Genomic DNA, 10,606 nt, shown 5'->3' on the forward strand with positions numbered 1-10,606 from the left:
CTAATCCTAGGGGGAGTATGTTTGACTTGCGTCCAGACCCCAAGTCCACCCCACTGGATGTCTCAGCCAATGAGAAACCCCGCTCGGCACTCCTGTTGGCGATCGCTGCCCTCGTCACGATTCTTCTGTGGCAACTTCCCCTAGGGAGCTATCTCCTGTATCCCTTTACCATTTTGGCCACTTGGTTCCACGAGATGGGTCATGGCCTCACAGCGGTTCTCCTAGGGGGCTACTTTCAGGAATTGGTAATTGATCCCGCTGGCTCCGGGTTTGCCCGCTATGGGGGTGAGGTGCTGCTGGGGCGTTTGGGACATGCCTTGGTTGCCCTGGGTGGCCCCCTTGGGCCAGCGATCGCCGGCAGCATTTTTATTTTGTCTAGCCGCTCCCATCGCACTACAGACATTTGTCTCAAAGCACTTGGCATCGTTATCTTGGCCTCGGTGTTCCTGTGGGTGCGATCGCTCTTTGGCATTGTCTTTATGACAGGGGTGGGCATTGCCATCCTCCTGGTGGCCTCTCACGGGAATCACTGGTTCAAGGGTCTTTCCATTCAGTTCCTTGGCGTGCAGGCCTGTATTAGTACCTTCCAGCAGGTGGACTACCTCTTTACCTACGCCATTGCGGGGGGACAGCTTTCCGACACAGGTCTTTTACAACACTACCTTTGGCTCCCCTATTGGCTGTGGGGAGCGCTCATTACTGTGCTGACCCCAGGACTGCTGCTGTGGAGCCTCAGAGTGGCCTATACCCGCCCTAGGTAATGCCCCAGCGGTTGCGCCAGCGGCTTGTGGATTCACGGTGAGAGACCTGCTGCTCGGCTTGGCGGCGCAATCGAATTGTCTCCGCACTATCCCGCAGGTGGGGATCGCGGTAGGGAATTCCGGCGCGGGTTTGCAAGTGTTCCTGTTCTAGCTGTGAAAGGGGAATCAGGTGATCTGCTTGCCAGCGGGCGACGGTTCCCTGGGCCCATTCATGGCTGTGCTGCGGTGCCCCAATTGGGAGCGTCCCGATGTGCAAACCGGCCTCCCGCAGGGCTGAACGAACTGCCGCAGCCCGCGAATAGGTGGCCAAATATCCCTCTGGTGCCAGACACCGAGCAACTAGGCTGAGAAACTCCACCGTCCACAATTGCGGACAGCGCTGCGGTGAAAAGGGATCAAGAAAAATTGCATCTGCTTGAAATCCTTGGCGAACAAGGTCTTGGATGGTTTGGCGGGCATCGCCGATTAAAAGCTGTGCTTGGCACTGTGGGGTACTCACCTGCTGTCCCTCAGCCAGTCTCTCAAGAATTGCCTGAACCGGCGCTGACCAAGGGGGCATCACTGCCAATGCTGCTTGAGGAACGCGGAGATCTAGCTCTAAGCCAACCACAGTGACCTGACAGGCAGGATTGTGGTGCCAGATAACTTCTAGGGCCGCGGCGGTGTTGTAGCCTAAGCCATAGCAGATATCCAAAAGCTGCAACTGGGGGGCTTGGGCTTGGGTCGGCAGAGCAGTGGCGATCGCGAACTTTTCAAAGGCTTCTTGGCGCGCTCCCTCAAGGCTATGGAAAGTTTCGCCAAACTCGGAAGAAAAAAATGTAAAGGAACCGTCCGCTGTCGCTCGAGGCTGCCAGAGTGGGGTCAAGGCAGCCATCTGCTGAGAAGAGGTCATCACGGCATTTGAGCGGGTGGCTGCGGTTGGGGTTCGGGAGAGCGGTTCAGCATCACAACACCGACCCCTGCAACCAAAAGAATAATAACAATACCGCCAATTATCAGCAGCAAAGGGGGAGAGGATTTTGCCCCTGGCACAGGTTCTGGACTCACCACTGCAGGTTTTGGGGGTGGAAGATTCAGTTGTGTTTCGTGGGGTGGCTGCTGCTGGCTCAGCTCTTCCTCTGCTTGGGTAACGGTTGAGGTTAAGGGCGCCGCCTTAATACTGTGGTAGTTGACACTCTGCAAATACTTGATAAATTCGGCATCCCCCATTGACATGATGCTGTAGTGCGCCTTGACGGATCCACCAAAGTTAATTTCATCTCCATCCTTTAACTCGTGTCTTTGCACGCGCTGGCCATTGACTAGGATGCCATTGGCACTGGGTTTACCATCGGCATTGCCATCCACCACGCGATAGCGATAGCCATCGGGGGAAGGAATCCGCAGCAGCAGGGCATGCTGCCGTGAGACACCGTGACCATGAATGACAATTGCATTTGTAACATCGCGACCAATGGAATAGGTGGCCGCCTCCAAGGCAACCGTGCGCCTGCCCGTTTCATCTTCAATGCGGAGCAAATGGTGCTCATGATGGGTATTCATGGGAACACCTGAAACTGATTTTACCCAACATCTTAGCCTGAGTTGCAAACAGCGGTATCGCCCAAGTTCCTAAATTAAGTTAAGTGAGGGGAAACAGACGTATTGGGGCTAGGGCTTGCAGTTGTTGCCCAAGGCGAAAAGCCTGGGGTTCATAGAGTTCGAGGGTGAGGGCAGCAGGAAGTTGCTGGATAAAAGCCCGCGATTGCGGCAGGGGCAAACCCGTGATTTTTGTAATCAAGTTGCTAATTTCTAGGGCGGCTTCTGCATTACGGGGGAGACCCACCCACAGCCGCCACTGGCGGCGAGGCGCCATTTTCCCCTGTTCAATCCGCCGTAGGCCATCAATGGTGGCTAAGACAATCAGGCGATCGCCCGCAGCAAGTTGCAGTGTATCGCTGGGCAAAAATTGTTGACTGGTCTCCCCGCCCAAAAACTGTTCGTGGCGCTTGTAAAAGACGGGAATGACTGCATAGCCATAGGCCACTTCTCCAATTAACTTGCCCTCAAGGGTATCCCCAGCGGTAACGGTATAGTCGGCAATCAGAACGGTTTGCTGATCAATCTGAAACAGACCAAGCATGGTTTCGCCAAAGGCGGCGCCGGCAAAGGCTTCTGCTGCTAGGGCATAGGCACAGAGGGGACGGGCACGGGGTAAAAGCTCCCGTAAATCATCGGTGAGAGTAGGATCATAGATGCTAATGACCAAGCCAATCGGAGACTGGCGCTGCTCTGTGGCTTGGCGGGCAATTAGAGCCGCCTCAAGGTTCAGCATCTCGTCGGGAGTGGTAAGAACTAGGCTTTTGGCACTCTCTAAATGGGCTTGGGGAAGTTTCTCAGTAATGCTGCCAAAAAGCATTGGCAGGTCTTCAAAGAGCTGGGTCTGCTCTGGGTTGTCCACCAGTAGGACGAGGGGTTGACGAAAGGTGCGCAGCAGTTGCACCACCTGTTGGCCAATACGATTTAGACCAACCACAATCACATGATCTGCCGTGGGCAGAGGCGGACGTTTCTTGATAAACTCAAACCGCGCCTCTAGGAGTTTCTCGGCCAACAGGCCCAAGACACCCACAATAAAGAGGATGCTGACAACTGCCACCAAAATACAGACCACGAGTAGCCAGGGGGGCACAGGATCATTTTCTAGCCCGCCAAAGAGATCGCCAAAGCCCCCCAGTAGGAGAATAAACCCCGCAGCAAAGGCCTTTTGCCAATTGAGGTTAGGGACGTTGTAGCGCAACAGGAGGGCTGTCAAAAGCCACAGACCACTGCCTATCCAGAGTCCCCTGAAAATTAATTCGCGGGAGCGATCGCCATGGATCCACTGCCAAAATTGCTGCACCTGCTCAGGGAGTTGGCGCAGTTGCTGTAGCCGTTGCTGCAGGGGATTTGAGGCTGGAGGGCCAAAGGACTTGACAACTTCCACGCGCTCAATCCAAATGGGGCGATCTCCCACTTCAAAGTGCAAATCCGGTGGCCAATGGTTAAAAAGACGATGGGGGCGAGTCGGCTGGAAGAGAGAGAGCTGCGAATGGCAGGAGCGGATACTAATTAGGCGTTGATGACGGCGCTGCCAACGGTGGACAGGGGTACCCAGTAGCGGACTCTCGGCAGTGACGGTCTGCTGCCACACTCGAAACTGTTGCCCCTCAATTGTAAACGCCGCGAGAATATCCTCCTCAAGGGCTGCCAAGGCAAAAGCAGGAGCCGGCAGCTCCGTCGGATTAAGGGCAACAAAGCTCCCCAACTTTTTCGCCAAAAGGGCGTTGAGATTATCGCGACTGGAGCGCACCACGAGGTGGACATGGGGATTTAAGCGGCGAGCCACAAGCGCCGTAGCAATATTGGTGGCCTCATCACTCGTCACCGCTAGGAGAGTGCGGCAGCGATCAATGCCAGCGGCTTTCAGAACTGTTTCCTGCCGACAGTCACCAATAACGACAGGTTCACTGAGTAACTCCGCCAACTGGGGAATTTCCCATTCAATGTTGCGGTGGCGTTCAATGGCACAAATTTCAATGGCCAAGTGATCAGCCGCAAACCGGCGCAGGCTTTGGATGCAAAACTGCCCCAAACTACCAAGACCACAGATAATAAAGCGATCGCGGCCACCCCCCTCTCCCAACTGGGTAATGGACGCTCCTACCGCGGGAGCAGACCACGATTTCCACCAGTAGGGAAAGGATTGATAGGGTTCAGCCACAAACAGAAGGAGACTTCCCTCCTGCCACTTCTGCCGCAGGAGAGTGCCCCAGCGGGTGAGGCGGTCAAGGTCAACCTGAGTGGACTCAATCCAAATGGCCAGGTGGCGATCGCCCCGGTCAACAAACCAAGTGGCACTGCTACCTAATAGCTGGCGCAGTTGCCGATCGATGACCTCCGCAAGGCTCGCCATATCCTTCTAGCCAAAATAGGAAAGCAGGGCCTGTTGCTCCAACTGACGACCAATCACCACAAGGCGGGTTTGACGGGGTTCTGCTAATTGCCACGGGCGATCGTAAAACCAGTCTAACCGCTGACCGACCCCCTGTACCACAAGACGCATCGGCTTGCCTTCAATGGCTGCAAAGCCTTTGATGCGGTAAATGTCAGGCACTTGCAGTAATCGTTCAAGGGATTGGCGCAGGCGTTGCAGATCCCAAGTCCCCATCTCCAAGCAAACTGCTTGAATCTCTGCGTCGTGATCGTGCTCTTCCTCAAAATCGTGATGACTTGGCCGCTGCCCCAAGTTCTCCTCAACGGCGGCGTTAAAGCCCAACAACAAGTCCGCAGGCACTTGTCCCTGCTGCGCCGCCAGCAGCTTAATCCGTGGGGGCAATTGACGGCGCAGTTCCCTCAGGAGCTGTTCCACCTGCTGCCGAGTCAGTTGATCGGCCTTGTTGAGAATCACCAAATCGGCACAGGCCAGTTGATCATTAAAGAGTTCCTCAAGGGGCGTCTCTTCATGCTGGAGGTTTGGATCCGCCTCCTTCTGGGCAAAGAGTGCCTCTAAATCAGCGCTCACTTGACCCGCTGCCAAAGCCAGCCCATCCACAACGGTCACCACCCCATCTACCGTTGCTGCGTGGCGTACCTCTGGCCAACGGAAGGCCATGACCAAGGGTTTAGGCAGTGCCAGTCCTGAGGTTTCAATCACAATGTGATCAATCTCCTGCCGCCGTGCCAAGAGGGCTTGCATCGTTGGCAAAAACTCCTCCTGCACCGTGCAGCAAAGACAGCCATTGGTCAGTTCCCAGATGCCCATGGCGCGATCGCCACAGGACTGCAACAGCTCGCCATCAATGCCGACATCGCCAAACTCATTGACAATCACGGCAATACGCCTGCCGGCGGCATTCTGGAGCAGGTGTCGAATCAGCGTGGTTTTGCCACTCCCAAGAAAGCCGGTAATAATTGTGACTGGAATTTTTGCACTCATTAAAAGGCCTCAATGTTGGGAAAGTCTTTGAGTTGATGGGCGGCTTCGCCACAGGTTCGGGGGGTTGGAAACACCTTTTCGGGGTTGGCGAGGCGTTTTGGATCAAACGCAGCGCGCACCTGCTGCATTGTTTCTAGATCTGCCGGACTAAACATTTCGCTCATAAAACAGACCTTATCACTGCCAATCCCGTGCTCTCCAGAGATACTTCCCCCCAAGCGCACACAGAGCTTGAGAATTTCCCCCCCCAAGGCTTCTACTTCCGCAAGGGCACCGGGAACCGACTGATCGTAGAGAATCAAAGGATGCAGGTTGCCATCGCCGGCGTGAAAGACATTGGCGATGCGATAGCCACTGCGCTGACTGAGTTGTTCAATCTCCCTGAGGACAGTGGCCAGTTGACTGCGGGGAATCACTCCATCTTGGACAAAATAGTTGGGACTGAGGCGACCCGCAGCGGCAAAGGCGGCTTTGCGACCCTGCCAAAGGCGCAGGCGGTCTTCGGCTTCTGTGGCCACCGTCACATGGCGTGCCCCCTGTGCATAGCAAATGCGCATGACTTGCTCCTGCAGGAAGGGCACTTCCGCCTCTAGGCCATCCACTTCCACCAGCAGGACGGCAGCGGCATCGCGGGGATAGCAGTTGGTCGCCACCACATCCTCCACGGCATTGATACTCAGGTTGTCCATAATCTCCATGCCGGCGGGAATAATTCCGGCACGAATAATTGCAGAAACCGTTTCCCCGGCTGCTTCAATGGTGGGGAAATCCGCCAAGAGAACGGCGATCGCCTCCGCCTGTTTAAGAACCCGCAGCCGAATTTCCGTGGCAATGCCCAGCGTCCCCTCCGAGCCAACAAAAACCCCCATGAGGTCATAGCCGGGCATTTCCGGGGCTGCACCGCCCAGTTCCACAATTTCCCCATTGGGCAGAACCACCGTGAGTCCGAGCACATGGTTTGTGGTGACGCCATACTTTAGGCAATGAACACCGCCGGAGTTCTCAGCCACATTGCCGCCAATGGAGCAAATAATTTGGCTCGATGGATCGGGGGCATAGTAAAAGCCCTGAGCAGCAACCGCTTGGGTAACCCACGCATTAATGACTCCCGGCTGCACTACCACCTGCTGATTGGCCAGATCAATGTCTAGAATCCGGTTCATGCGGGAAGTGACAATGAGAATTCCCTCCGTGTGGGGCAGTGCGCCCCCCGATAAGCCAGTGCCTGAGCCACGGGCAACAAAGGGAATTCGATAGCGATCGCACACTTTGAGGACGGCAGAAACTTGCGCTGTGGTCTGAGGAAGCACGACAAGCTTGGGTCGCTGCCGATACATGGATAGACCGTCACACTCATACACTAGGGCGGCCGCTGGGTTAGTGATGACACTCTCCTTGCCGACGATGGCCGTTAGCTCCTCCGTTACCCGCTGCCAAGGGGTAATTTGCCGTAATGTGGACATCTCCACTGCTGTGAACCCACCTTTTCTATCGTAAATTGACTCCCCCTCAGAACAATGGGGGCAGAGGGGATTTGACATTTACTTACTAAATAGTTATAAGATTAAGTAGTAACCATTTTAGGGTTAAACAATCCTGCCCCACGCTTTACCCCCTACTGGAGCGCGCTATGCTATTTCGCCAACTTTTTGACTACGACACGTGGACCTATTCCTACCTCATTGCCGATGAAGCCACAGGTGACGCTGCCTTGGTGGATAGCGTCCTCGAACAGGTGGATCGGGATGTGCAGTTAATTGAGCAATTGGGGTTAAAGTTGCGCTACTGCTTGGAAACCCATGTCCACGCCGACCACATTACCGGCGCGGGTAAAATCCGTGAGCGCACGGGCTGCAAAACCCTTGTCCCTGAAAATGCAGCTGTGGACTGCGCCGATGGCCATATTAAAGACGGGGAAGTGATTCATGTGGGCAGTATCCCAATTCAGGGAATTGCCACTTTGGGGCACACCGATAGCCACATGGCCTTCTTGGTCAACGGCACTCACCTACTGACGGGTGATTCCCTCTTTATTCGGGGCTGCGGGCGCACCGACTTCCAAAGTGGTGATGCGGGGGCAATGTATGATGCGGTAACGCAGCGACTCTTTACGCTTCCCGACTCTACCCTAGTCTATCCCGGCCATGACTATCGTGGTCACACGGTTTCTACTATCGGTGAGGAGAAACGCTTTAATCCTCGCTTTGTGGGTCGCGATCGCCAGCAGTTCATTGAGTTTATGGCTAACCTGAATCTGCCCGATCCCAAGAAAATCATGGAGGCAGTGCCCGCTAACCAACAGTGTGGGAGGGTTGCTGCGGCTGTTTAATCCCTTGACTCCTGATGGCCCCTGTTTTTTACCTATCCTTCAGTCACGAGGTTAGAAACCAAAAATTATGATCACAACAACCACTGAGTCTTCCCTTATTTCTGCTGCTGAACTCCACAATGCCTTGCAGCAGCGACAAGTCCTGCTCATTGACGTGCGGGAACCCAATGAGTACAACAATGCCCACATTCCGGGGGCGCTGCTGTGCCCTTTGGCCAATGTGCAGGAGCTGGAGCCTCCCTGTAGCTCCGACACGCGGGTGGTGCTCTACTGCGAGTCGGGTCGGCGCTCGCAGATGGCCTACGAAATCCTTGCCCGGCGGGGGTTCCAAAACCTGAAAAACCTCGAAGGAGGCATCCAGCGCTGGAAACAGATGGGCTACGCTGTGCGGGGCGCTGCCAATGCTCCCCTCAGCATCATGCGGCAGGTACAAATTACGGCCGGTAGCTTAATTCTCACAGGGGTGATCTTGGGCTTTACCGTCAACGCAGGATTTTTCTTCCTGTCGGGCTTTGTCGGCCTGGGCATGCTCTTTGCCGGTCTCAGTGGCCGCTGCCTACTGGCTCAACTGCTCATGCGCTTGCCCTTTAATCGCCCCAAGGGAAAATAGCCAATGCTGAGTTACTGGTTGGGGCACGGACTGGCGATCGCCATCGGCTTGAGTCTTGGTCTATTGGGGGGCGGCGGTTCAGTTCTTGCCCTACCGGTATTGGTTTATGTCATGGGCATTGAGACTAAAGTCGCGATTCCGATGACCCTTGTGATTGTTGGCACCGTCAGTTTGCTGGCGGTTATTCCCCAGTGGCGGCGCGGTTACGTCAACTTACGTCTGGCCCTGGTTTTTGGTTCAGCAACAATGGTTGGTGCCTACCTCGGAGCGCGACTGGCTGCCCTGCCTTGGATTACCGATACCGTGCAGCTCTTACTCTTTGCCGTTGCCATGATGGTGGCGGCAATTTTAATGATTCGGCGGCAGCAGCGCCCCCCTGCGCCCGAACTCACGCCTCCAGAAGTTTTTTTAGAAAGTCAGCTTTATAGCCCCCCAGTATGTAAGTACTGCTGGCTGTGGCTACCCACAGAGGGCTTGGGTGTCGGTATTCTGACAGGACTGGTGGGTGTTGGTGGGGGCTTTGCCATTGTGCCTGCCCTTGTTTTGCTGGGGAAAATTCCCATGCGACAGGCGATCGGCACCTCACTCCTAATTATTGCTGCCAACGCTGTAGCTGCGGTTTGGGGCTATCTGGGCACCGTTAACTTGGATCCACGCTTGACCCTGACCCTAACCTTAGCAGCAGCGAGTGGTTCTGTTCTCGGCAGCTACCTCAGTCACTACATCTCCGCCAAACGACTCCAGCAGGGCTTTGGCTACTTCTTAATTGGTATTGCCACCTTTGTTATCCTCAAAACGCTACTGGCACCCCCCCAGCGCAGCAAAAGCTCCTCTCTGCCGGCGAGGCACTACCTCACTGCATCGGTTCCCACAAAGCGAAGCCCCACTTAGGACTCTGGGGCTTTTGAGGCACTCTGCTGTTGCCCAATTTGATTGAGCAGCGCGAGAATGCGACTCCCCCGCTCTAGGGAGCGATCTTCAATAAACACCACCTCAGGTGTCCGTCGTAGGCGAATGCGCTGCCCCAGTTGCCGTCGCACAAAGCCTGAAGCGGCCTTCAGACCTGCCATGGTTGAGCGACGTACTTCATCGGTGCTGTAAATACTGACGAAAATTTTGGCGTGTTGCAAATCACCAGAAACTTCTACATCCGTGACACTGACCATGCCCGCCCCCACCCGCTCATCGCGGATTTCATACATCAACAACTGACTCACTTCCCGTTTGATTAATTCTGCTACTCGTGCTACCCGTCGCTCTGTTGCCATGGCGGGCCTCCTTTTCTTGATTGGTGGTAAAGACGATTCTGCACCTCTCCTATCTTATCAAGACAGCCATCGCCGAGTTCCTCAGGTTGCGGGCGATCGCCCAAGACTGCTATGGCAGTCACCACTGGCAGCGGTTTACAATACTTAACATTTCTTACTGGCGTTCTGTTTCGGTTCAGGCCCCAATTTCCTACTGTTTCGGTGAATTACAACCCCTGCTCAAAAATGAGAAACTGGGGAGACTAGGCAACAATCACCTTGATATTTCGTAAGAATTCCGCTATCACGTTAATATAGTTCTCCCGCAGCAAATGCTGATGGGAAGCTTAACCTACCCTTGGTGAACGCCAACAGTGACTAGGTAAAATCACCTACTAACTTAAGCGTCAGCGAGGGATGGGTTTCTCATTTATTAAAGCCAAATTAACAGGATGCTGGAGCGATCGCTCCTAAGTAAGGAGCCGATAATGCCCTACCAGCAACTGTAAGGTTCTAAATCTGGCATCTATATCTGCAAGAGGATTTAATTCCATGACGATCGCGATTGGACGAGCGCCAGCGGAGCGGGGATGGTTCGACATCCTCGACGACTGGCTCAAACGTGACAGATTTGTCTTTGTCGGCTGGTCAGGCATTCTCCTGTTTCCCTGCGCCTACCTTGCCCTCGGCGGCTGGTTGACC

10 protein-coding genes and 1 pseudogene are annotated in these 10,606 nt (G+C 54.8%); 5 read left to right on the forward strand and 6 right to left on the reverse strand.

Annotation, left to right across the window (positions count from 1 at the left end; translation table 11 throughout):
• Nucleotides 1–17: 17 nt before the first annotated feature.
• Nucleotides 18–761, forward strand: a complete 744-nt coding sequence (locus tag Q0683_RS01825) for a M50 family metallopeptidase (protein WP_298975990.1) — start codon at nt 18–20, stop codon at nt 759–761.
• Here Q0683_RS01825 and Q0683_RS01830 read toward each other — a convergent pair.
• The 5 genes from Q0683_RS01830 to Q0683_RS01850 form a co-directional block, all read right to left on the reverse strand.
• Complete coding sequence (locus tag Q0683_RS01830; protein ID WP_298617516.1) at nt 754–1,653, reverse strand: tRNA (5-methylaminomethyl-2-thiouridine)(34)-methyltransferase MnmD; 900 nt, start codon at nt 1,651–1,653, stop codon at nt 754–756. The two genes, Q0683_RS01825 and Q0683_RS01830, sit on opposite strands and share 8 nt — an antisense overlap.
• Nucleotides 1,653–2,303, reverse strand: a complete 651-nt coding sequence (locus Q0683_RS01835; RefSeq protein ID WP_298975992.1) for an FHA domain-containing protein — start codon at nt 2,301–2,303, stop codon at nt 1,653–1,655. The genes Q0683_RS01830 and Q0683_RS01835 overlap by 1 nt, the downstream gene beginning before the upstream one ends.
• Nucleotides 2,304–2,382: 79 nt before the next feature.
• The gene (locus tag Q0683_RS01840) at nt 2,383–4,695 is read right to left on the reverse strand and encodes a TrkA family potassium uptake protein (RefSeq protein ID WP_298617506.1); all 2,313 of its coding nucleotides are present in this window, start codon (nt 4,693–4,695) and stop codon (nt 2,383–2,385) included.
• A gap of 6 nt (nt 4,696–4,701) precedes the next feature.
• Nucleotides 4,702–5,718, reverse strand: a complete 1,017-nt coding sequence (gene cobW / locus Q0683_RS01845) for a cobalamin biosynthesis protein CobW (protein ID WP_298613271.1) — start codon at nt 5,716–5,718, stop codon at nt 4,702–4,704.
• Nucleotides 5,718–7,181, reverse strand: a complete 1,464-nt coding sequence (locus Q0683_RS01850; protein WP_298613274.1) for an FAD-linked oxidase C-terminal domain-containing protein — start codon at nt 7,179–7,181, stop codon at nt 5,718–5,720. The genes cobW and Q0683_RS01850 overlap by 1 nt, the downstream gene beginning before the upstream one ends.
• A 167-nt stretch (nt 7,182–7,348) precedes the next feature.
• Between Q0683_RS01850 and Q0683_RS01855 the strand changes: the two genes are divergently transcribed.
• The 3 genes from Q0683_RS01855 to Q0683_RS01865 all read left to right on the forward strand — a co-directional run bounded on the left by Q0683_RS01855 (nt 7,349) and on the right by Q0683_RS01865 (nt 9,548).
• A complete protein-coding gene (locus tag Q0683_RS01855) occupies nt 7,349–8,047 on the forward strand; it encodes an MBL fold metallo-hydrolase (protein WP_298613277.1) in 699 nt (232 codons plus the stop codon).
• Nucleotides 8,048–8,114: 67 nt separating this feature from the next.
• Complete coding sequence (locus Q0683_RS01860) at nt 8,115–8,657, forward strand: rhodanese-like domain-containing protein (RefSeq protein WP_298975996.1); 543 nt, start codon at nt 8,115–8,117, stop codon at nt 8,655–8,657.
• A 3-nt stretch (nt 8,658–8,660) separates the two neighbouring features.
• Nucleotides 8,661–9,548, forward strand: coding sequence for a sulfite exporter TauE/SafE family protein (locus tag Q0683_RS01865; protein WP_298613282.1), 888 nt, complete (start codon nt 8,661–8,663; stop codon nt 9,546–9,548).
• Here Q0683_RS01865 and rbfA read toward each other — a convergent pair.
• The gene (rbfA, locus tag Q0683_RS01870) at nt 9,545–9,925 is read right to left on the reverse strand and encodes a 30S ribosome-binding factor RbfA (protein WP_298975999.1); all 381 of its coding nucleotides are present in this window, start codon (nt 9,923–9,925) and stop codon (nt 9,545–9,547) included. The two genes, Q0683_RS01865 and rbfA, sit on opposite strands and share 4 nt — an antisense overlap.
• A 531-nt stretch (nt 9,926–10,456) precedes the next feature.
• Between rbfA and Q0683_RS01875 the strand changes: the two are divergent.
• Nucleotides 10,457–10,606: pseudogene (locus tag Q0683_RS01875) on the forward strand (photosystem II D2 protein (photosystem q(a) protein)); the annotation flags it as partial.

The organism is uncultured Thermosynechococcus sp., assembly GCF_938074695.1.
Classification (GTDB): Bacteria; Cyanobacteriota; Cyanobacteriia; order Thermosynechococcales; family Thermosynechococcaceae; genus Thermosynechococcus.

Excerpts from the sequence above, each read along its gene's own strand:
- Q0683_RS01825 (WP_298975990.1), top strand. The coding sequence starts at position 18 with ATGTTTGACTTGCGTCCAGACCCCAAGTCCACCCCACTGGATGTCTCA.
- Q0683_RS01830 (WP_298617516.1), bottom strand. The coding sequence starts at position 1,653 with ATGACCTCTTCTCAGCAGATGGCTGCCTTGACCCCACTCTGGCAGCCT.
- Q0683_RS01835 (WP_298975992.1), bottom strand. The coding sequence starts at position 2,303 with ATGAATACCCATCATGAGCACCATTTGCTCCGCATTGAAGATGAAACG.
- Q0683_RS01840 (WP_298617506.1), bottom strand. The coding sequence starts at position 4,695 with ATGGCGAGCCTTGCGGAGGTCATCGATCGGCAACTGCGCCAGCTATTA.
- cobW (WP_298613271.1), bottom strand. The coding sequence starts at position 5,718 with ATGAGTGCAAAAATTCCAGTCACAATTATTACCGGCTTTCTTGGGAGT.
- Q0683_RS01850 (WP_298613274.1), bottom strand. The coding sequence starts at position 7,181 with ATGTCCACATTACGGCAAATTACCCCTTGGCAGCGGGTAACGGAGGAG.
- Q0683_RS01855 (WP_298613277.1), top strand. The coding sequence starts at position 7,349 with ATGCTATTTCGCCAACTTTTTGACTACGACACGTGGACCTATTCCTAC.
- Q0683_RS01860 (WP_298975996.1), top strand. The coding sequence starts at position 8,115 with ATGATCACAACAACCACTGAGTCTTCCCTTATTTCTGCTGCTGAACTC.
- Q0683_RS01865 (WP_298613282.1), top strand. The coding sequence starts at position 8,661 with ATGCTGAGTTACTGGTTGGGGCACGGACTGGCGATCGCCATCGGCTTG.
- rbfA (WP_298975999.1), bottom strand. The coding sequence starts at position 9,925 with ATGGCAACAGAGCGACGGGTAGCACGAGTAGCAGAATTAATCAAACGG.